22 protein-coding genes are annotated in these 20,493 nt (G+C 72.4%); 7 read left to right on the top strand and 15 right to left on the bottom strand.

The window, feature by feature from the left end; all coding sequences use genetic code 11:
- Window positions 1–6: 6 nt before the first annotated feature.
- From ACLJOU_RS30650 to ACLJOU_RS30605, 10 genes are all read right to left on the bottom strand, one after another.
- Window positions 7–282 (bottom strand): hypothetical protein, encoded by a 276-nt coding sequence (locus tag ACLJOU_RS30650; RefSeq protein WP_410572156.1) that lies wholly within the window; start codon window positions 280–282, stop codon window positions 7–9.
- A 77-nt stretch (window positions 283–359) separates the two neighbouring features.
- Window positions 360–1,553: an RICIN domain-containing protein gene (locus ACLJOU_RS30645; protein ID WP_410572155.1), complete on the bottom strand. Its 1,194-nt coding sequence runs from the start codon at window positions 1,551–1,553 to the stop codon at window positions 360–362.
- A 103-nt stretch (window positions 1,554–1,656) separates the two neighbouring features.
- On the bottom strand, window positions 1,657–3,483 hold the full coding sequence (locus ACLJOU_RS30640) for a glycoside hydrolase family 3 protein (RefSeq protein WP_410572154.1): 1,827 nt from the start codon (window positions 3,481–3,483) through the stop codon (window positions 1,657–1,659).
- A gap of 96 nt (window positions 3,484–3,579) precedes the next feature.
- Window positions 3,580–4,371: a tyrosine-protein phosphatase gene (locus tag ACLJOU_RS30635; RefSeq protein WP_410572152.1), complete on the bottom strand. Its 792-nt coding sequence runs from the start codon at window positions 4,369–4,371 to the stop codon at window positions 3,580–3,582.
- Between the two features lie 41 nt (window positions 4,372–4,412).
- Window positions 4,413–4,931, bottom strand: a complete 519-nt coding sequence (locus ACLJOU_RS30630) for a YbaB/EbfC family nucleoid-associated protein (RefSeq protein WP_410572150.1) — start codon at window positions 4,929–4,931, stop codon at window positions 4,413–4,415.
- Window positions 4,928–5,311, bottom strand: coding sequence for a YbaB/EbfC family DNA-binding protein (locus ACLJOU_RS30625; protein ID WP_410572148.1), 384 nt, complete (start codon window positions 5,309–5,311; stop codon window positions 4,928–4,930). Before ACLJOU_RS30625 ends, ACLJOU_RS30630 begins: the two co-directional genes overlap by 4 nt.
- Window positions 5,312–5,314: 3 nt before the next feature.
- On the bottom strand, window positions 5,315–6,433 hold the full coding sequence (locus tag ACLJOU_RS30620; protein WP_410572147.1) for an NlpC/P60 family protein: 1,119 nt from the start codon (window positions 6,431–6,433) through the stop codon (window positions 5,315–5,317).
- Window positions 6,430–6,759, bottom strand: a complete 330-nt coding sequence (locus tag ACLJOU_RS30615) for a hypothetical protein (protein WP_410572145.1) — start codon at window positions 6,757–6,759, stop codon at window positions 6,430–6,432. Before ACLJOU_RS30615 ends, ACLJOU_RS30620 begins: the two co-directional genes overlap by 4 nt.
- A 110-nt stretch (window positions 6,760–6,869) precedes the next feature.
- Window positions 6,870–7,616, bottom strand: a complete 747-nt coding sequence (locus ACLJOU_RS30610) for a DsbA family protein (protein ID WP_410572143.1) — start codon at window positions 7,614–7,616, stop codon at window positions 6,870–6,872.
- Window positions 7,617–7,698: 82 nt separating this feature from the next.
- On the bottom strand, window positions 7,699–8,205 hold the full coding sequence (locus ACLJOU_RS30605) for a MauE/DoxX family redox-associated membrane protein (RefSeq protein ID WP_410572492.1): 507 nt from the start codon (window positions 8,203–8,205) through the stop codon (window positions 7,699–7,701).
- A 76-nt stretch (window positions 8,206–8,281) separates the two neighbouring features.
- Here ACLJOU_RS30605 and ACLJOU_RS30600 point away from each other — a divergent pair, with 76 nt between their 5' ends.
- The 4 genes from ACLJOU_RS30600 (at window position 8,282) to ACLJOU_RS30585 (ending at window position 13,426) form a co-directional block, all read left to right on the top strand.
- The gene (locus ACLJOU_RS30600; RefSeq protein WP_410572141.1) at window positions 8,282–9,112 is read left to right on the top strand and encodes a glutamate ABC transporter substrate-binding protein; all 831 of its coding nucleotides are present in this window, start codon (window positions 8,282–8,284) and stop codon (window positions 9,110–9,112) included.
- Entirely contained in the window at window positions 9,109–11,649 is a 2,541-nt protein-coding gene (locus ACLJOU_RS30595; protein ID WP_410572139.1) for an ATP-dependent RNA helicase, read from the top strand. The genes ACLJOU_RS30600 and ACLJOU_RS30595 overlap by 4 nt, the downstream gene beginning before the upstream one ends.
- A gap of 80 nt (window positions 11,650–11,729) precedes the next feature.
- The gene (locus ACLJOU_RS30590; protein WP_410572137.1) at window positions 11,730–12,644 is read left to right on the top strand and encodes an ATP-binding cassette domain-containing protein; all 915 of its coding nucleotides are present in this window, start codon (window positions 11,730–11,732) and stop codon (window positions 12,642–12,644) included.
- Window positions 12,641–13,426, top strand: a complete 786-nt coding sequence (locus tag ACLJOU_RS30585; protein WP_410572136.1) for an ABC transporter permease — start codon at window positions 12,641–12,643, stop codon at window positions 13,424–13,426. Before ACLJOU_RS30590 ends, ACLJOU_RS30585 begins: the two co-directional genes overlap by 4 nt.
- A gap of 591 nt (window positions 13,427–14,017) precedes the next feature.
- Here the strand turns inward: ACLJOU_RS30585 and ACLJOU_RS30580 are convergent.
- Window positions 14,018–14,671 carry a TetR/AcrR family transcriptional regulator gene (locus tag ACLJOU_RS30580; protein WP_410572134.1) on the bottom strand — a complete coding sequence of 218 codons (654 nt, stop codon included), beginning with the start codon at window positions 14,669–14,671 and terminating at the stop codon, window positions 14,018–14,020.
- Between ACLJOU_RS30580 and ACLJOU_RS30575 the strand changes: the two genes are divergently transcribed.
- Window positions 14,624–15,742: an FAD-dependent monooxygenase gene (locus ACLJOU_RS30575; RefSeq protein ID WP_410572490.1), complete on the top strand. Its 1,119-nt coding sequence runs from the start codon at window positions 14,624–14,626 to the stop codon at window positions 15,740–15,742. The two genes, ACLJOU_RS30580 and ACLJOU_RS30575, sit on opposite strands and share 48 nt — an antisense overlap.
- Here ACLJOU_RS30575 and ACLJOU_RS30570 read toward each other — a convergent pair.
- Together ACLJOU_RS30570 and ACLJOU_RS30565 are read right to left on the bottom strand one after the other, a co-directional pair.
- The gene (locus ACLJOU_RS30570) at window positions 15,687–16,361 is read right to left on the bottom strand and encodes a response regulator (protein ID WP_410572132.1); all 675 of its coding nucleotides are present in this window, start codon (window positions 16,359–16,361) and stop codon (window positions 15,687–15,689) included. The two genes, ACLJOU_RS30575 and ACLJOU_RS30570, sit on opposite strands and share 56 nt — an antisense overlap.
- Complete coding sequence (locus ACLJOU_RS30565; RefSeq protein ID WP_410572130.1) at window positions 16,358–17,431, bottom strand: sensor histidine kinase; 1,074 nt, start codon at window positions 17,429–17,431, stop codon at window positions 16,358–16,360. Before ACLJOU_RS30565 ends, ACLJOU_RS30570 begins: the two co-directional genes overlap by 4 nt.
- A gap of 721 nt (window positions 17,432–18,152) precedes the next feature.
- Here ACLJOU_RS30565 and ACLJOU_RS30560 point away from each other — a divergent pair.
- Both ACLJOU_RS30560 and ACLJOU_RS30555 read left to right on the top strand, forming a co-directional pair.
- Window positions 18,153–18,362, top strand: coding sequence for a hypothetical protein (locus ACLJOU_RS30560; protein ID WP_410572129.1), 210 nt, complete (start codon window positions 18,153–18,155; stop codon window positions 18,360–18,362).
- Window positions 18,359–19,102 carry a hypothetical protein gene (locus ACLJOU_RS30555; protein ID WP_410572127.1) on the top strand — a complete coding sequence of 248 codons (744 nt, stop codon included), beginning with the start codon at window positions 18,359–18,361 and terminating at the stop codon, window positions 19,100–19,102. Before ACLJOU_RS30560 ends, ACLJOU_RS30555 begins: the two co-directional genes overlap by 4 nt.
- On the opposite strand, the gene ACLJOU_RS30550 is transcribed toward ACLJOU_RS30555, so the two are convergent.
- The gene (locus tag ACLJOU_RS30550; protein WP_410572126.1) at window positions 19,084–19,305 is read right to left on the bottom strand and encodes a hypothetical protein; all 222 of its coding nucleotides are present in this window, start codon (window positions 19,303–19,305) and stop codon (window positions 19,084–19,086) included. The two genes, ACLJOU_RS30555 and ACLJOU_RS30550, sit on opposite strands and share 19 nt — an antisense overlap.
- A gap of 8 nt (window positions 19,306–19,313) precedes the next feature.
- The gene (locus ACLJOU_RS30545; protein WP_410572124.1) at window positions 19,314–20,438 is read right to left on the bottom strand and encodes an anion permease; all 1,125 of its coding nucleotides are present in this window, start codon (window positions 20,436–20,438) and stop codon (window positions 19,314–19,316) included.
- Between the last annotated feature and the right edge of the window lie 55 nt (window positions 20,439–20,493).

Genomic DNA, 20,493 nt, shown 5'->3' with positions numbered 1-20,493 from the left:
GCAGCGTCACTGACGCTTCTGCTCCCGCCGGATCAGGTAACGCCAGAGGCCCGCGCAGAACAGCCAGGTCACCGCCGCCCGGATCGCCGCGCCGATCAGGTACTCCGTGGAGAAGTCCCACCGGTGCAGACCGGCCTTGGTGAGCAGGTCGACGCCGAACGCGACGACCGCCAGCAGGAGGAACGGCCACCACAGCAGCGTGCGCCCGTAACCGCGCCGCTTGATCTTTTCGACGTCGATCCGCATGCCGGCCACCCGGGCCGGTTCCCCTCGTGTCCCCATGCCCCCATCATCGCCCGCCGAGCCGGGAGACGCAGGGCGCCCGGGACAGCCGCTCCCCCGGGCGCCCGCGGCCACCGCTAGGCGACCTTGAACGACTGAGCGGCGCTGCCGTTGCAGGTCGCCTGGACCAGCTGGACGCTGTCCGCCGTCGACGACCCCGGCACGGTCAGGCACTTGCCGCTGTGGCGGGCGACGAAGTGGTAGTACCCGCCGCCCTCGGACACCGGCTGCCACTGCTGGTTGCCGCCGCCGCTGTAGGACCACAGCTGCAGCCCCGCGTTGTCCGCCGTCGAGACGTCGGTGACGTCGATGACCTCGGCGGCGTTCGTCCGGTTGTTGATCCGGTCGTAGCCGCCGCTCGTCGGGGCGAACTGGTACTGCTGGGCCGTGGTGCCGTTGCAGGTGTACTGCTGGATCACCGTGCCGTTCGCGCTGCCGGCCGCGCGGGCGTCGACGCACTTGCCGGACGCCTTGTTCGTCACCGCGTACCAGGCCGCCGGGTCGATCGTGCCCGGGTCGGTCGGGGTCGTCGAACCGCCGCCGAGCCACTTGAGGCCGTCGAGCACGAACCGGTTCTGGTCGGCGCTCTCGAACGTCGACGACAGCGCGGTGTTCGTGTCGTAGTTCATCGCGTTGTGGCCGAAGTTCGCGTAGAGCATCTTGTAGTTCTTGTTCGTCCACGCGATCGGGTAGTAGCCGCTGTACCAGGTCTGGTTCGGGTCGGTGCCGATCGGGAAGGTGGACTGGTCCATCGAGGCCAGGATGGTGATGTTGCTGTTCTGGCGCAGGTCGTTCTGCCAGGCGTACCACTCCGAAGTCGAGGACCGGATCGTCGCCGGCAGGTTCACCGTCGACGGGTGGGTGCGGTTCTCGATCTTCAGCGTCTCCGGCGTCGGGCCCCACGTGTTGGAGGTGAACCGGCCGGTGCCGAGGAAGTCGTTGTGGAACCAATTGGCGTACGACGGTGTCGAGCTGTCGTTGTAGGCGGTGACGTGGAAGCCGAAGAACCCGCCGCCGTTCTGCATGTAGGTCTGGAAGCCCTGGAACTGCGCGGCCGACTGCGGCTGGTCGTCGAGGAACAGGACGACGTCCGCGGTGGCCTTGGTGAGGCTCGTGAGCCGGTTCCAGTCGGTCGTCGCGGTGTAGGTGAAGCCGTTGGCCGCCGCCTGCTGCGGGAACCAGACGTTGGCCTCTTTCTCGAAGCTGATGTGCGCGGCGTCGTAGGTGCCGCTGTAGAAGGCCAGGACCTTGAACGGCGTGGCGGCCTGCACGGCCGGGCTCCCAGGGAAAGCCCCAAGCAGGCGGCGAAGAAGGCCAGGATTCTGAGGAGGGGACGGCGTGGCATGCGTGAGCCTTTCCGGTGGGGGACGGGGGTCACCAGTGACGCGGGTAGCGCAGGCCGAAGCCGAACGGGAACAGCGCGGGCTTGCCGTCGCCGGCGTTGATCGGCTGCTGGTCGGCGCTGCGCATCCAGGTGACCGGCAGCTTGCCGGTCGGGTTGTAGTCGCCGAAGAGGACGTCGGCCACGCCTTGGCCTTCGCTGCCCGGCAGCCACGACTCGACGAGCCCGGCCCAGTCCGGCAGCTGCGCGGCGATGTCGAGCGGCCGCCCGGACACGAGCACGACCACCGTGGGCACGCCGGAGTCCTTCAGCTTCTGCAGCGTGGCGAGGTCGGTGGCGTCCAGCCCCATCCCCTGCGGCCGGTCGCCCTTGCCTTCGGCGTACGGCGTCTCGCCCACGACCGCGACGGCGACGTCGTAGCTCGAGTCGATCCCGGTGCCGTCCTTGGCGTAGGTCACCTTCGCCGACTTCTGCTGCAGGCCCTGCAGGATGGTCGTGCCCGGGATGACCGGGCCGCTGGTGCCCTGCCAGCCGACCGTCCAGCCGCCGGACTGGTTGCCGAGGTCGTCGGCGTTCTTGCCGGCCACGAAGACCTTGCTGCGCCGGGAAAGCGGCAGGACATGGTGGTCGTTCTTCAGCAGCACCTGGGATTCCCGCACGGCCTGGCGCGCGAGGTCGCGGTGCGGCTTGCTGCCGATCGTGTTCAGGAACCGCCGGTCGGTCAGCGGGTGTTCGAACAGGCCGAGCTCGAACTTCTTGGTCAGGATGCGGCGGTTGGCGTCGTCGATCCGGGCCAGCGGCACGCGGCCGTCCTGGACGAGGGTGCGCAGCGTGTCGATGAACTTCTGCCACTCGTAGGGCACCATCACCATGTCGATGCCGGCGTTGATGGCGGCCTCGACCTCTTCGGGGGTGAACCCGCTCTTGCCGTCGATCTTGTCGACGCCGTTGTAGTCGGAGACGACGATCCCGGTGAAGCCGAGTTCCTTCTTGAGGACGTCGTTGATCAGGTAGGAGCCGGCGTGCATCTTGACGCCGTTCCAGCTGCTGTAGGAGATCATCACCGAGCCGACGCCGCGCTGCACGGCGGCCTTGAACGGCGGCAGGTGGATCGCGCGCAGCTCCTGCTCGCTGATCTCGGTGTTGCCTTCGTTGACCCCGCCGGTGGTGCCGCCGTCGCCGACGTAGTGCTTGGCGGTGGCCATGACCGAGCCCGGCTGGCCGAGCCGGCGCCCCTGCAGGCCGGTGATGATCGACGTCATCTGCGTGGCCAGCTGCGGGACCTCGCCGAAGGACTCGTAGGTGCGGCCCCAGCGGTCGTTGCGGGCGACGCACAGGCAGGGCGCGAAGTCCCAGTCGATGCCGGTGCCGGAAACCTCTTCGGCGGTGGCGCGGCCGATCTTCTCGACGAGCCGCGGGTCGCGCGTCGCGCCGAGGCCGATGTTGTGCGGGAAGACGGTGGCGCCGTAGAGGCCGTTGTGGCCGTGCACGGCGTCGACGCCGTAGATGAGCGGAATGCCCAGCGGCGTGGCGAGCGCGGCCTTCTGGAAGCCGTCGTACATGTCGGCCCAGGTGACGGGCATGTTCGGGGTGGGCTGCGAGCTGCCGCCGGAGAGCAGCGACCCGAGCCGCCCGGTGGTGACGTCGGCCGGGCTCTTCACCCCGAGCCGTTCGGCCTGCATCATCTGGCCGAGCTTGTCGTCGAGGGTCATCCGCGAGAGCAGATCGGCGACCCGCACCTTGACGGGCCGCCAGGAGTCCTTGTAGGCGGGGCCGGTTCCGGCCAGTGCGGGCGTTTCCGGGCCGAGCAGCAACCCGACGGCCAGCGCGCCGATGCCCAGCCTGCGTCCGAGGCGCATGCGGGTCCTCCTCGTCGAGAGACCAAAATTCACGCCTTGGATTAAGACACAGCGGGAGGCAGCTGGTCCAGACCTCTGCCCGAACTCGGTTTCCGCTCAGCGGGACTGCGCGGGCGGCTCCACCAACCGGCCGCGCAGGGCGCGGAGTTCACCGCCGGTGACACCGGCGTCGCGCAGGTACTGCTCGACGTCGAACCCGTCGAGGGTGGCCAGTACGGCACCTTCGGCCGTGGTGCCGTGCTTCGCGAGGGCGGCCCGGATGATCGGCCGCTGGTCGTCGGCGCCCATCGCGGCGTACAGCGCCCCGAGCGCATCGGCCGACATGGCGTAGTCCGCGGCGATCGCGCGGGGTTCGACTCCGGCCAGCGCGAGCAGCAGGAGCGCGATCAGGCCGGTCCGGTCCCGGCCCCCGCCGCAGTGGAACAGGACACCACCGGAACCGGCGTGGGCGATCGCCTTGAGGACCGCGGCGCAGCGGCCGGCCTTCTCCCGGAGGAAGCCGGGGTAGTAGAGCGGGGTGCCGTTGAGCCCCGCCCCGTTGACGTGCCGCCAGAAGTCCACGTCGCCGATGTCGTCGAGCGGGACTTCGAGCCGGTCGATGCCGGCCGGGGTGACCGGCCCCGCGGCGTCCGCGGCGAACTGCGCCGAACCCGCCAGCACGGTCCGGGGTTGCGCCGCGGGCCGGATCTCGTCGGCGTTGCGGAGGTCGACGACGGTGCGCACTCCCGCCTCGCGCGCCCGGGCCCACCCGGCTTCGGTGACGAACCGCAGGTCCGCCGCCCGGAAGAAGGCACCGAACCGGGTCGGCGCCCCGGACTTCGTCGGCAGCCCGCCGAGATCGCGGGTGTTGAAGAAACCGGGCCAGGTGACCACTCTGCGCGCACCCACGGTTTGTCGGTCCCTCCGGGTAGCGTGGAAACGGGGGCTGGTCAGCGATCCGAGCGCAGCGACGCCGGGTCGAACGACTCCCAGTACGCGTCCTCGTCCTCGACACCCGACGCCGGAGCGCTCGACGCAGGAGTACTCGACGCAGGAGCGGCCGGCGTCGCTCCCATCCGCTCGGCCCGCAGCCGCTGGAATTCCTCGACCGTCATCCCCGGGTCGTCGTCCTCCGCGCGGGCCGGCGCCGGGACCCCGGTCATCTGCTCGACCAGGTACGTCAGGTCCTCGCCCAGCAGCAGCGCGACCTTGTTGTAGCCGTCCTGCGTCGCCTCGCGCATGGCCGCCCGCGCGATCTCCACCACCAACGGCCCCAGCCGCTCGCCGAGTTCCACCGCTGTCGGCGCCAGCCACAGCCGCAGCAGCTTCCCCCGCGCGTCGACCGTCACCTCGACCTGGCCGTCGACGTCGTGCGCCGTCCCGGATGCCGAGGCGAGCAGGTCCTCCACCCGGGCCATCGCCTCTTCGCGGGCCCGGGCCTCGGCGATCAGCTGACGAGTGGTGATCACCGCGGTCCCTCTTCGTACGCGTAGGTCTCGGCGTCCGGGTCGTCGTCCGGGATCGGTTCGTAGCCCAGGGTTTCCAGCTGCGCCGCGTCCACCACCGGAGCGAGTGCGTGGTACATCCGGTCGCCCGCCCGCCGGGTCGCGCGCTGGGCGAGCTCGAAGATCCGGTCGGCGAGCACCGCGGATCCCTGCCGCAGCGCCGAGCGGTGGATCGTCAGCCCGGTCAGCAGCCCGCCGGGCGCCACCTGGACGTCGATCCCGTCGGCGGCAGCCTTGCCCACCACCGGACCCGAGCGGGCCAGGCGCGCGGAAACCTCCGCGCCCGCCTGCGCGGCCTGCTCGGCGATCCGCGCGGACGCCAGGTCGATGTCGAGTTCAGCCACAGCTCACCCCGTGGGCCGGTAGAAGCCGATGAACGACTGCCCGGCGTTCGTGGTGCGGATGTTGCTGATGTGCACCGGATCGCCCGCCTCGATCATCTGGCCGTCGCCGATCACCATCGCCACGTGCCCCGACCAGACGACGAGGTCGCCGGGCAGCAACTGGTCGATCGAGGGCACTTCGGCCCCGACCGTCTGCTGCGCCGCCGTCCGCGGCAGCTGCAGGCCCGCGTCCTGGTAGGACGTCATGGTCAGCCCGCTGCAGTCCAGGCCGACACCCCGCGCGGTGCCGCCCCAGACGTACGGCACGCCGAGCTGCGAAAGCGCCGCGCGCACGGCCTTGGCCGCGGTTTCGTTGGGCGCCATGACCTGCTTGCCGCCGGGCAGGTTGATCGCGACGCCGGTGCCGGGCTGCGGCGGGATCGCGACCGGCAGCCGCGGCTTGTGGGCGGCGCCTCCGCCACCACCGCCGCCGCCACCACCGCCACCGCCGTCCGAACCACCGGAATACCCGCTGTTGCTGTTGAACGACGACCCGACCTTCGTCGAGGACGCCGAAGAAGCCGACGTCGACTGCTCTTCGCCGCCGAGCCGGGTGCCGATCGCGGTCAGGTCGTCGATCGTCTGCTCGCTGAACGTCGCGGCCTGGCCGGTGAGCCGGCTGATCTTCGTCTGCAGCTTCATCAGGATGTCGCGCGAAGCGGCGCCGCGGCTTTCCGGCGGCTGGATGGTCTTCACCGCTTCGAGCGCCTTCATCGACGCCGAGATCTCTTTGATGATCTGGTCGCGGACCTGGTCGTTCTTGATCTCGCCGACGTGCAGCGTCTCGGCGGCCTCCGCGACCGCCTTCTCGATTTCGGCGCTCTCGTCGAGGAGGTCCTGGACCTCCTTCTCCAGGCTCTGCGACGTGGCCGTGGCGCGGTCGGTCGTCGCGCCGGAACTGGCGGACGCCAGGTTGACGCGTTGCTCCGACGCGACGTCGCGAGTCCGGCCCACCGAAGTCTGCAGCGCGACGTGCGCGTCACGCGCGCCGCCGATGGCCGCCGGGTCGTGCCGCAGCTTCCGGGCGAACCGGTTCGTCGTGTCCAGGCTGTGCCGGACGAGCTGGTCGGTGTGCTCGGTCACCGGTCGCCACCGAGCCGCCGGATGACGTCGCCGTGTTCGCCCTCGACCGCGGTGTAGTTGCGATCGGTCTGCCGGGCGGCCTCGCCGACCTGCCGCCAGCCGCCGCCGACGCGGTGCAGCTTCTCCTGCAGCGCGCGCATCCGGCCGCTGTAGGCGCCGGCGAAGCCGGACTCGCCGCCCATCTCGGAGAAACCGTGGCCGGCCAGCGTCACGTGCGGGCCGACGTGCCGCTCCGCGGCTCCCTTGACGTCGTCCCCGAGCGGGTCGACTTCACGCGCGTACCGCGTGTACGCGCCGTCATCGACGTGAAACCCCGAACCGTCCACTGGCCCTCCCTGTCACCGACAGGTGCGACGCGCGCGCGGCACCCCCGGTTCCCCTGGTCCGGCCCCAGCCTAGTTCACGAGTCGTCCCCGGGTGGGCGAATTGCCCGGAGTCAGCCGGTGACCTTCTTGAGCCAGTCCGGGTCCTGCCAGGACACGATCGAGCCGTTGGCGGTGACCGTCGGCGTGCCGAACCCGCTCTGCCCGCCGCCGAAGTCCTGCGCCAGCTTCGGGTCGTTCTCGATCTGCTGGAACGCCGTGTTCAGCTGCTGGTCGTAGGTGCCGGCGTTGACGGTCTGCGCGAACGCCGGGTCGGTGATGCCGACGTTCTTGCCGAGCTCGATCAGCTGCGCCTTGTCGTAGCCGCGCTTGCCTTCTTCGGGCTGGTTGGCGAACAGCGCGTCGTGGAACTGGAGGAACTTGCCGGCGTCGGCCGCGGCCAGCGCCGCGTTCGCCGAGTCGAGCGAGTAGCCCGGCGGGCTGGACCGCGTGTTGAGCAGCGGCACCATGTGGTAGCGCACCTGCAGCCTGCCGTCGTTGATGGCCTGTTCGATCTGGCCCTTGTACTCCTTCTCGAACTGGCCGCAGATCGGGCAGAGGAAGTCGGCGTAGACGTCGATCGAGGCCTTGGCGCCGGTCTTGCCCACGGTGACGACCACGCCGTCGCGCTTCTGCGTGACGTCGCCCGCCAGCGAGCTCGTCGGCGCGCCGGGGTCGATGACCCGGCCCTCGGTCTTGTTCCGGTCCGCGATCGTCCAGATCACCCCGCCGATCACGAGCGCGGCCACGACGACCACCGCCGCGATCCCGATGATCCACTTCCGCCGGTCGCCGGAGGCCCCCCGGGCCTGCGCGACCACGTTCGGACCGGCCTGCGCCGCCTGACGACGCTTCCGAGCGGTCCGCTCAGCTCCACCCACTGTGTACTCCACCCACTGTGTATCAGTTCCCTTCCGCGACACCCGAGTAGTCGTGCCCGGGCTCGCCCAAGTTCCCGCGACCTCGCGCCAGCCAGCCGTCGAGTGACAGCCAGGTGCGCGGCCGCGCCAGCAGCCAGACCGCGAGCAGCGCGAACCCCGTGTCGCGGAGAATCTCCTGCGGGTACTCGGTCTGCCCCGCCGCCACCTGGCCGCCGCCGCCGAAGCACCCGCAGTCGATGCTCAGCCCGCGGGCCCACGACTGGGCGATCCCGGCGATGAGCACGACGAGCAGCGCCAGCGCGGCCGCGGCGGCCCACCGGGTCGCCAGGCCCGTGAGCAGCAGCAGCCCGAGCACGAGTTCCACGAGCGGCAGCGCGATGGCCACCACGTTCGCGAGTGCGTCCGGCAGCACCTGGTACGCCTGCACGGCGATCAGCGTCCGACCGGGATCCGCCAGCTTGAGCGCACCGGAAACGAGCCAGACGGCTGCCAGCCCGAGCCGGGCGAGCGTGCCGACGGTGGTCAGCACGGGTTGGGACGGTCGCACCACGCACTTAGGCTAACGGGGGGACCTGAGAACCACGTGAGGCGGAGGGAGCGGCGGAATGCGGTGGCGCGCACTCCTCGGCTCGGCGTTGCTCCTGGTCACGGTCTCGGCGTGCGGTCCGGCCCAGGTTTCGCCCACGGACTCGCTCGTCACCCGGGCGAGTGCGACGGATCACCTGACGATCGGCATCCGGTTCGACGCGCCGGGTCTTTCGGAGCACACCGTCGACGGCCGGTTCGTCGGGTTCGACGTCGATGTGGCGACTTTCGTCGCCGCGGAGCTGGGTGTTGCGGCGAAGGACATCACCTGGCGCGAGACGACGTCGGCGACGCGCGAGACGGACCTCACTTCCGGCGCCGTCGACCTGGTCGTGGCGAGCTACTCGATCACCGACAAGCGCAAGCAGTTCGTGTCGTTCGCCGGCCCGTACTTCACCACCGGGCAGGACCTGCTGGTGCGGCGGACCTCGGCCGACATCGCCGGGCCGGAGGCGCTCAACGGGCGGCGGCTGTGCTCGGTCGCCGGGTCGACACCCGCGCAGCAGGTGAAGGACAAGTACGCCCAGGCCGTCCAGCTCGTCGAGTACCCGCGGTACTCCGACTGCGTGACCGCGCTGCTCGCCGGCCAGATCGACGCCGTCACCACGGACGCGGTGATCCTGGCCGGGTACGTGGCGCGGGACCCGGAACTGCTGAAGATCGTCGGGAAGCCGTTCTCGAAGGAGAACTACGGCATCGGCCTGCGCAAGGGCGACCCCCAGGGCGTGTCCGCGGTCGACGACGCGATCCGGAAGATGATCTCCTCCGGCGAATGGCTGCGCTCGCTCAACGCGAACATCGGCCCGTCCGGCTACCCGCTGCCCCCGCCCCCCGAGGTCACGCCGAAGTGAAGTTCCCCGATCTGCCGGTCCGGTCCGTGCTGCCCGACGTCCTCGCCGCCCTCGAGCACCGTGGTGCCGCGGTGCTCGTCGCCCCGCCCGGCACGGGCAAGACGACGCTGGTACCCCTTGCTCTGGCGTCGGCGGGCGAAGGCCGCGTCGTGGTCGCCGAGCCGCGGCGGCTGGCGGCCCGCGCCGCGGCGGCCCGGATGGCGGCGCTGCTGGGCGAACCGGTGGGCGAGACCGTCGGCTACGCCGTGCGCGGCGACCGGAAGGTGTCCGCGCGGACCCGGATCGAGGTCGTGACGTCGGGGCTGCTGGTGCGGCGCGTGCAGGGCGACCCGGAGCTGCCCGGCGTCTCGACGGTGCTGCTCGACGAGTGCCACGAGCGGCACCTGGACGCGGACCTGCTGCTGGCGCTGCTCCTGGACGTCCGCGCCGGGCTGCGCGAAGACCTGCGGCTGCTGGCGACGTCGGCGACGGTGGCTTCGGGGCGGCTGGCCGCCCTGCTCGGCGACGCCCCGGTGGTCACGGCCACGGCCCGCACGTACCCCGTCGAGTTTTCGTACGTCCCGCCGGCCCGCGGGGAGCGCGTCGAGGCGTGCGTCGCGCGGGCGGTGCGCACGGCGTTGGCCGACGGCGACGGCGACGTGCTGGCTTTCCTGCCGGGCGCCGGGGAGATCGCCCGCACGGCGGCCCTGTTGCGTCTGTCTGAATTGGACACTGTGGACGTGCTCCCGCTGCACGGCAGGCTGTCGGCGGCGCACCAGGACGAGGCGTTGCGGCCGCGCGACCGGCGGCGGGTGGTGCTGGCGACGGCGGTGGCGGAGTCGAGCTTGACGGTGCCGGGCGTGCGAGCGGTGGTGGACTCGGGCCTGGCGCGCGTACCGCGCGTCGACCACCGGCGCGGCCTCCCGGGGCTGGCGACGGTCCGGGTCTCGGCGGCGGTGGCGGCGCAGCGATCCGGCCGCGCGGGCCGTGAGGCGCCGGGCCGGGCGTACCGCTGCTGGGCGGAGCACGAGCAGGCGACGCTGCCGGCGTATCCGGAGCCGGAGATCCGCACCGCCGAACTGGCCCGGTTCGCGTTGGAGCTGGCGTGCTGGTCGACGCCGGACGGCAGCGGGCTGGCCTGGTGGGACCCGCCGGGCGAGGGTGCCCTGGCGGCGGGACGGGCCCTGCTGGTGACGCTGGGCGCGACGGCACCGGACGGAACGGTGACCCCACGCGGGCGGCGGATGGCCGAGCTGGGGCTGCACCCGCGCCTGGCGCGCGCACTGCTGGACGGGGCTTCGGAGGTGGGCCCCCGCAACGCGGCGGAGGTCGTGGCGCTGCTGGACGCGGGCGCGACGCTGACGGACGTGGCCGCCGAGCTACGCCGCCTCCGCTCGGCAGGCGACGAGACGTCACGACGCTGGAAGCGCGAGGTCCACCGGCTGGAGGGGCTGGTTTCGAAGCAGGGACTTGACCGCGGAAGGACCGATCGTTCTTTCTCTCCGCCGACCGGCTCCGCGCCTGCCGGAGGGCGAACAACCGATCGTTCTCCCTCCCCCACATCCCATCCGGGCCGAACCCAGCGCGAAACGACCGATCGTTCTCCCATCCCAGCCGCCCACCGCGCCGACCCGGCCCTGGTCGTGGCCCTCGCCCACCCGGAGCGGCTCGCCAAGCGGCGTCCCGGCGGCGCACCCGTCTACCTCATGGCCGGCGGCACCGCCGCCGAACTGCCACCCGGCAGCGGACTCGACGCCGAGTGGCTGGCGATCGCCGAAGCCACCCGCGACCCCGGCCGCGTCCACGGCACCATCCGCCTCGCCGCGGCCGCCGACGAAACCCTCGCCGTCCGCACCGGCCCGGTGTCCGAAGTGGACGAAGTCACCTGGGACGGCGACGTCGTCGCCCGGCGGGTCCGCAAGCTCGGCGCCATCGTCCTGTCCGAAAAGCCCCTGAAGAACGCCGACGTCCACGACGCCCTCGTCGCCGGCCTGCAGGCCGAAGGACTCGGCCTCCTCAAGTGGACCCAGGACGCGACCCGCCTGCGCGAACGGATGGCCTTCCTGCACCGCGTCCTCGGCCCGCCGTGGCCCCCGGTCGGCGACACCGCCCTGCTGTCCGATGTGGACAGCTGGCTGGACCTCGGCACCGCCCGCCGGAAGGCCGATTTGGCGGCCATCAACGCGGGCACCGCCCTGAGGGCCCTCCTCCCCTGGCCGGAAGCGGCGAAACTCGACGACCTCGCCCCGGACCGCCTCGAAGTGCCGTCGGGGTCGCACATCCGCGTCGACTACCGCGGCGACCAGCCGGTCCTCGCCGTCAAGCTCCAGGAAACCTTCGGCTGGACCGAAACCCCGGTGCTCGCCGGCGTCCCGGTGGTGCTGCACCTGCTCTCCCCCGCCGGCCGGCCCGCGGCGATCACCGCCGACCTCGCGTCCTTCTGGACGTCCGGCTACCCGGCCGTGCGCGCCGACCTGCGCGGCCGCTATCCGAAGCACCCCTGGCCGGAGGACCCGGCGGGCGCGGTCCCGACCCGGCACACCCGCCGCCGCGCCTAGCGGAACCCGACGAAAGTCGGGGGCCGCCCGCGACCGTCGTCCGATGCCCGCGCACCCCCGCGGGCCGCAGACTTCGGCGCATGATCACCCTCAGAGGACTCACCAAGCGCTACGGGGAGAAAACCGTCGTCGACGCGCTCACGTGCGATGTCGCACCGGGCCGGGTGACCGGGTTCCTCGGCCCGAACGGCGCCGGGAAGTCGACGACCATGCGGATGACCGTCGGGCTCGACCACCCGCAGGCGGGCGAAGCCCTGGTCGGCGGACGGCGCTACGGCGACCTGCGGCACCCGCTGCGCGAGGTCGGCGCGCTGCTCGACGCCAAGGCGCTGCACCCGGGCCGCAGCGCGGGGAAGCACCTGCTGGCCATGGCGCGCAGCAACGGCATCGCGACGAGCCGCGTCGAGGAAGTCCTGGCCACCGTCGGGCTTTCCGACGTCGCCGGCCAGCGGGTGGGCCAGTTCTCGCTCGGCATGGGGCAGCGGCTGGGCATCGCGGGCGCACTGCTCGGCGACCCGGGGGTGCTGTTGTTCGACGAGCCGGTCAACGGCCTCGACCCGGACGGCGTCCGCTGGGTCCGGCAGCTGATGCGTTCACTGGCGGCCGAAGGACGGACGGTGTTCGTCTCGAGCCACCTGATGAGCGAAATGCAGCTGACCGCCGACCACCTGGTGGTGATCGGCCGCGGCAAGCTGCTGGCCGACGCCCCGGTGCCGGAGTTCATCGCGGGCAATTCCCGCACGACGGTCTCGGTCCGCATCCCCGCCGATGGCGACCGGTCGGCACTGGCCGCGCGCTTGCGCGCCGAGGGCGCGCCGACGCACCCGGGCGAGCCGGACGAGCTGGTGGTGGACGGCATCGACGTCACCCGCGTCGGCGACCTCGTGCACGAGCTGGGGATCCGCGTGCACGGGCTGGCGGAGCGGACGGCCTCGCTCGAGCAGGCGTATATGGAATTGACGGCGTCTTCGGTGGAGTACGGGGTATCGGCATGACGGCACCGGTCGAGGTCCGCGGCGGCGGGCTCCCGGGCGCGGTGGCCGCGGAGTGGACGAAGTTCTGGTCGGTCCGCGCGACCTGGTGGTGCCTGGTGGCGGGCGCGGCGCTGATGCTGGCCTACGGCACGCTGTCGGCGGTCGCCCAGCGCCTCGGTGACCAGCCGCAGGCAGCCCACACGATCGCCCTGGGCGGCGGTTTCTATTTGACGCAGTTCGCGGTGATCGCACTGGCAACGCTGTTCGTGACGAGCGAGTACGCCGGCGGCGGCATCCGCTCGACCCTGCTGTGGACGCCGGTCCGCGCCCGCGTGGTCCTGGCGAAGGCGGCGGTGCTGGCGCCGGTGCTGTTCGCGTACGGAGTGCTGCTGTCGTGCGCGGGCATGGCGCTGGCCACCGCGGTGATGAACGGCCACGGCCTGCAGACATCGTTCGAAGCGGGCTTCACGACGGCATCGGGCATGGGCGGCTACTTCGCCCTGCTGGGGCTGCTGTGCACGGGAATGGCCTGGGCACTGCGCAGCGCGGCGGGGACGCTGGTGTCGGTGATCGTGCTGCTGGTCCCGTTGCCGCTGATCGTGGCATCGCTGGGCGTACCGGAGGCGGTGCCGTACTTCCCGGGCATGGCGGGGGTGAACGCGATGGTGGAGTCAGGCCGGCCGAACCCGATCACGATGACGGCGGCCCCGTATGCACCGTGGGTGGGGCTGGCAATCTGCGCAGCTTGGACGGCGGCGGCCCTGCTGGTGGGCGCGGCGGTGTTGCGCCGCCGGGACGCCTGACGCGGGGGCTCTCCTCCGGAAGAGCCTGGGCAAAGTGGTGCACGACAGCCCTGCCGCCCTCGGACGGCGGGGCCGACCCACGCCGCGGCGCAGTCCCCAGCCCGCCCCGCCCGCGACGCCGCTGCGCTCAGCACGGAGGACGCTCCCGCAGGAGCCCTACCCACCGCTTCCCGCGATCAGCCACCATGGCCGGGCACCCATTCAGGGCCGCCACCAGCCACCATGGCCGGGCGCCCATTCAGGGCCGCCACCAGCCACCAGTGTTGGGCACCCACCCAGGCGCGCCACCAGCCACCGGAGCCGGTTAACCAGTCAGGCCCCCGGCCAGCCACCGGCGCCGGAAACGAACTGAGGCCCCAACCGCCCACCAAAACCGATCCCCACTCCAGCCCACGGCTGGGCCGAAGACAGCGTCCCCTGGCAGGCGCGGCGTTGTTGCGCCCCAGGACACCCCACACAAAACGGCCCCCACCCTCTCCGGGGGGCGTCCCAAGTCCAGTCTACCGGCAGGGCCCGACAAAGCCGGAAAAATCCCCCCACCCCAACCTAGTTCTCCACATCACGGCGAGGATGTGGACAACCGGGCAGACGTCACCCCAATCCCATACCCGCCAACACTTCCCGGGCGCTCTCCACCAGCTCCCCCAACCCCGGCGGCGCCAGTGACCCCGTCCCCGCCAGCGCACCGAAGATCGTCCCCTCCATCCAGTCCACCACGATCCGAGCGTGCCGCACGGGGTCCGTCGAACCGGCCGCCTCCAGCGCCGCCGTCGCCTGGTGGCGGATCGACAACCCGCCCTCGTCGTACGCCGCGCGCAGCTCCGGGCGCCGGGTTGCCTCCAACGCGAACTCGTAGCGCGCCAGCATCCGCGTCCGGCCGGTGGTGATCGCCTCGAACGCGTACCCCGCGATGAACTCCGCCAACGTCGCCGACGGCCGGGGCGCAGGCTGGTCCAGCGCCACGATCCGGGCGATCGTCAGCTCCAGCAGCGCCGCGCGCGTGCGCGCGTAGTACGACGTCGAGCCCACCGGCAGGGCCGCCGCGCGGTCCACCGCCCGGTGGGTCAGGCCGCGCATGCCCTCCGCCGCGATCACCTCGATCGCTGCGTCGGCAATCACTTCGATCCGTTCCACGACCGACGACTCTACAGGTGTAGAGTCCTCTACACCTGTAGAGGAGGCGACGTGCACGCGATAGTGGTCGGCGGAGGCATCGGCGGACTGGCGGCGGCCGCGGGGCTGCACCGGGTCGGCTGGACGGTCACCGTTCTCGAGAAAGCGCCCGAGTTCGGCGACGTCGGCGCAGGCATCTCCCTCTGGCCGAACGCCCAGCGGTGCCTCGACGAACTCGGCGTGGACCTCGGCGAACACCTGGCCCCGCAGCACGACGGCGGCATCCGCGACCGGCGCGGCCGCCGGATCACCCGCTTCGACGGCGCCGCGTTCGGCCGCCGGCACGGGCGGCCGCTGGGCGCGATCCACCGGCGGGACCTCATCGCCGCCCTCCGGGCCGCCGTCCCGGCCGCAAGCCTGCAGACCGGCACCGAAGTCACCGAAGTCCGCGAAGACGGCCTGGTCCGCCACGGCCACACCGAACTGCGCGCCGACCTCGTCGTCGCGGCCGACGGCATCGACAGCCGGGTCCGCCACGCGCTGTTCCCGCACCACCCGGAACCGGTGTACTCCGGCAGCACGGCGTTCCGCGGCGTCGCGCACCTCCCGGGCACCCGGCTGAGCACCAGTTTCGACCGCGGCACCGAGGTCGGCGTCCTTCCGCTGACCGGCGGTGACGTCTACTGGTGGATCTGTTCCGTCGGCGAACCCGGCCGGAGCGCGGAAAAACCCGAAGCAGCCGGCTGGCACGACCCGATCCCGGCCCTCCTGGCCGCAACCCCGCCGGAGGCCGTCCTGCACCACGACCTCCACCACCTCGGCACCCCGCTCCCCACCTACACCCGCGGCCGCATCGCGCTGCTCGGCGACGCCGCCCACGCCATGCCGCCGTTCCTCGGGCAGGGCGGCTGCCAGGCGCTCGAAGACGCCGTCGTGCTCGCCCACGCGGTGTCCACACAGGACACAGTCGACGCCGCACTGGCGAGCTACGACCGGATCCGGCGGCCCCGCAGCCAAAAGGTCGTCCGGGAGTCGGTCCGGATGGGCAGGCTCGGCCCGCAGCTGACCAACCCGGTCGCGGCCGCACTGCGCACGGCCGTGCTCAAGTGCCTCCCGGCCACGGCGACCGCCCGCGTGGGCGCGGGGATCACGGGGTGGGTGCCGCCGCGTCTCCCCCGACCAGCCCGGCCTCGTACGCCGTGATCGCCGCCTGCACCCGGTTCTTCGCCCCGAGCCGGGTCAGGATCGTGCTCACGTGCGCCTTCACCGTCCCCTCGACGACGAACATCTTCGCCGCGATGTCCGCATTGGACAGTCCGGACCCCACCAGGGTCAGCACTTCCCGTTCTCGCGGGGTCAGGGCGGCGATCCGCTCGCGGGCCGCGGCGGCGCGGGTCAGCTGCCCGCCGGACAGCCGGGCGATCACCCGCTGGGCCACCTTGGGCGAGAGGAACGCGGCCCCGCCGGCGACGGCGTGGATCCCGGACAGCAGCTCGCGCGGGTCGCCCGACTTCAGCAGGAAACCGCCCGCGCCCAGTCCCAGTGCGCGCTCGATGTAGTCGTCTTCGCCGAACGTCGTCAGCATGATCACGCCGGTGGCGGGCCGCAGCCGCCGGATCTCCGCCGCCGCGCCGAGGCCGTCCAGCGCGGGCATGCGGATGTCCAGCAGCACGACGTCGGGGTGGGTGGCGAGGACCTGCGAGACGGCCGCCCGGCCGTCGGCGGCTTCGGCGACGACCTCGATCTCCGCGTCAGCGGCGAGGATTGCGGCGACCCCCGCCCGCATCATCGCCTCGTCGTCGGCCAGCACGACCCTGATCACGGTGCCCCCTCGGTGAACCGGTCCTTGGTGATCAGCTTCCCATCGGCGAAACACAGCCGGTAGGCGGCGTAGTCGTTGTCCAGCCACGACCGTCCGGTGCCGTAGTACTCGCACACCGCGCCGGGCACCGGCGGCAGCGGCGGCTCGTTCCGCACCGGCCGGGCGGCGCGCTGGTTCCCGGGCAGCTGCGGCGCCACCTCGGTGCGCGGCTGCCCGATCCGCAGCCGTTCGTAGCCGTCGGCGGGCAGCTCGGAGGAGTTCCACTGGTAGAGGAACGCGATCCCGGCGATCCCGAGGAGCGCCGCGAAGAGACCCAGCGGAACGGCGACGGCCTGGACCAGGCTGCGCCGCACGTCGCGCCGGGCCAGTTCCAGGGCCCGGGCCGACGACGTCGACGGCTCGGCCTCGTCGTCGGACGGCGTGAACGGCGCGGACGGCGCGGCGCCGTGCGGCAGCGTCGCGGTGACGGCGAACCCGCCCGCGTCGGGGCCGGCCCGCAGCGTGCCGCCGACGAGCCGGACGCGTTCGCGCAGGCCGATCAGCCCGACGTGCCCGGACGCCGCGCCCGGCAGCGGCCCGGCGGGCGGTGGCGCGTTGACCACGCTGACGTCGGTCCGTGCGCCGCTGCTGCGCACCCGGACGGTCACGGCGGCGCCCGGCGCGTGCTTCGCCACGTTCGTCAGGGCTTCCTGCACCACGCGGTACGCGGCACGGGCCACCATCGGGGGCGCCTCCGCTGCGTCCACTGTGGACTTGATCTGCAGGCCGGAGGCCCGCGCCCGCGAGATCAGCTCGCCGAGGTCGCCCTGCACCGGTTCGACCGGCGCGGCGTCCTCGCGCAGCACGCCGATGATTTCGCGCAGCCGCTCGGTCGCCGTCGCGGCGCTGGTCCGCAGCTGCGCGGCCGCGTCGCGCTGGGCGTCGTCGAGACCGCCCGCGACCTCCAGCGCGGCGGCGCGGACGGCGATCAGGCTCAGCTCGTGCCCCAGCGAGTCGTGCATGTCGCTGGCGATCCGCGCGCGCTCGCGCAGCCGCGCCTGCGCGGCGACCAGCTGCTGCCTGCTCTCCATCTCCTCGGCCCGGCGCCAGCCGGTGCGGGCGAGTTCGCCGCGGACCCGGACGTACCGGCCGAGCAGCCACGGCGAAGACGAGGATCGCGACCATCGCCGCCCAGTCGCCGAGGCCGTCCGGGCCGAAGACGAGCGCGACCGGCAGCCCGAGCACCGCGACGGCCGTCCCGGTCAGGATCCCGGGACGGGCCCGCGGCATCCGCAGCCCGGCCTGGTAGCTCATCGCGACCAGGACGAAGATGACCCACACCGGCACGCGATCGCGGTAGGGGAACGGCACGGCCAGCGCCCCGGCCAGCGCGATGCCGAGCGAGACGGCCGGGTACCGCCGGGCGGTGGCGACCGAGCCGGCCACGACCGCGAGACCGCCGGCGAGTTCCCCGTACGACCGGGTGCCCAGCATGCCCGCGACGACGGTGAACGCGAGGAACAGCCCGACGGCGACGTCGAGCACCACCTGCCACCTGCGTTTCGTTGCCGTCCGCACGAAACCGAAGCTACAAGGCGTGCCGGCGGGCGACCACTGCCGAAAGTCAACCCTTCGCCGCCGCCACGGCCGCCCGGCTTCCGTGAGCACTGCTCTCGAAACCGACCAGCGCTCACGGCGGCAAGTGAGCAGTGCTCTCGCTTCGGAGCGCCGCGCCGGAAACCTGCGCGAGCACCGCTCTCGAATGTGAACGCCGCTCGCGGCAGCGTCCCCGGTGTTGCATGATGATCCACCATGGCCGAGCGCACACTCGCCGACCAGTTGGGCGGCTACCTCCCCGAAGGCATCGAGGCCCTCGAAGAGCACGAGCGGCAGGACCTCGCCGACGCGCTGCGCGACGCGCGCAGGCGGCAGGCGAGAGCGCTCGCCGAGGCAGGCGAAGAAGGCCTCCGGTACGTTCCCGCGCTGCTGCGCGGCGCCGTCCGGAAGGCGGTCGGCCTGTGACGGACTACGCGGCCGAAGCCGAGATCCTCAAGCTGGCCCGCGTCCTCGGCGTCGAACCCGCGCGGCTGGCGTACCTCGCCCGCGTCGACGCCGACGACCTGCGGGCCTTTCGCGAGCAGGTCACCGACACGCTGTTCGACGCCAACGCCGCGGCGCTGCAGCGGATGGCCCTGGCCGCGCGGGTCGTGCCCGTCGGGGTGCTCGCCAAGATCGCCGAGAAGGTGTTCGGCCCGCTGCTGTGCGCCCGGATCGCCGGGCTGGTCGACGTCTCCCGCGGCGTCGACGTCGCCAAGCGGCTCAGCCCCCGGTTCCTCGCCGAGGTGGCCGCGGAACTCGATCCGCGGCGCGCGAGCGCGATCATCGGCCGGATTCCCCTGGACACCGTCCTCGCCGTCGCCCGCGAGCTGGCGCGCAAGGAGGACTGGATCACCCTCGGCCGGTTCGTCGGGCACCTGCCCGACCCGACGGTCCGGCGGGCCCTGGAGCAGATCGACGACCCGTCGCTGCTGCGGATCGCCTTCGTGCTCGACGACAAGCGCCGCATCGACCACGTCGTCGGCCTGCTCCCGGCGCACCGGCTCGGCCGGCTGGTCACGGCGGCGAGCGCCGACGAGGACCTCTGGACGCCGGCGCTCGACCTGCTGACCCACCTGGGCGAAGCGCGGCGCGCCACGCTGAAGCCGATGCTCGCCGGCCTGCCCGGCGGCTTCCGGGACCGCGTTCAGGCGACGATCAAGTAGATCCCGTAGCCGACGATCGCCGCGCAGAGCGCGAAGCAGAGGACCGCGCCGGCCAGCGGGCCGGAGCCCGAACCGCCCGCCTCACGGGCCGAGTCGCGCTGCGAAAGCCCGACCACCCCGACCGAGAAGAGGCTGGTCAGCACCACGACCGCGGCCAGCGCGACGACGAAGACGAGACCGAGGGAACCCCAATCGATGTGCACGGCGCTCCTCAGGCGTTGGCCGGCTGGACGGCCGGCTCGGACTCGGTGACGGAGTGGGCGCCGACGGGGTTCCGCTTCGACGCGAGGTAGATGCCCAGCGCGACGACGGCCCCGGCCAGGCCGACCAGCACGGTGCCCCAGGTCCCGAGCGTCGAGACCTCGGCGGCGACGGCGCCGACGATCGCCGCGGCGGGCAGCGTCAGCGCCCACGCGAGGACCATCCGGCCGGCGACACCCCAGCGGACTTCGGCGAGCTTGCGGCCGAGCCCGGAGCCGATGATGCCGCCCGAGCAGACGTGCGTGGTGGACAGGGCGAACCCGAGGTGCGCCGAGGTGAGGATGACCGCCGCGGCGCTCGTCTCGGCCGCGAACCCCTGCGGCGTCTGGATTTCGGTGAGCTTCTTGCCCATCGTCTGGATGATCCGCCAGCCACCGAGGTAGGTGCCGAGCGCGATCGCGGTGCCGGCGGTCAGGATCACCCAGATCGGCGGTCCCGAGTTCGGCGCGAGCGAGCCGGAGGCGATCAGCGTCAGCGTGATGACACCCATGGTCTTCTGCGCGTCGTTCGTGCCGTGCGCGAGCGACACCAGCGAGGCGGAGGCGATCTGGCCGGCCTTGAAGGTGCGGCCCACGGTGTCCTGCTTCGCCCGGGCCGTGATCCGGTAGACGAGGAAGGTGCCCAGCGTCGCGACGACCCCGGCGACGATCGGCGAGGCGAGTGCCGGGATCAGGACCTTCTCGACGACCTTCCCGAAGTGCACGGCGTCGGAGCCGGAGGCGATCCAGGTCGCGCCGATCAGCCCGCCGAAGAGGGCGTGCGAGGAACTCGACGGCAGCCCGATCAGCCAGGTCACCAGGTTCCAGACGATGGCACCGACGAGCCCGGCGAAGATGATCACCGGCGTCACCTTCGTGTCGTCGACGATCCCGCCGGAGATCGTCTTCGCGACCTCGACGGAGAGGAAGGCGCCGACGAGGTTCAGCACGGCCGAAACGGCGACGGCGACCTTCGGTTTGAGCGCCCCGGTGGCGATGGAGGTGGCCATCGCGTTGGCGGTGTCGTGGAAGCCGTTGGTGAAGTCGAAGGCCAGCGCGGCGACGATCACCACCAGCACGATCAGCGAGAAGTCCATGGGCGGCCCACTTTCGTTGCTGTTCGTTAGCAACGCTACTGATCGACGGGGACGG

The organism is Amycolatopsis sp. cmx-4-61 (genome assembly GCF_046548775.1).
Taxonomy (GTDB): domain Bacteria; phylum Actinomycetota; class Actinomycetes; order Mycobacteriales; family Pseudonocardiaceae; genus Amycolatopsis.
Note: the sequence above shows the minus strand (reverse complement) of the source record. Positions and strands in the feature narration are given on the sequence as shown.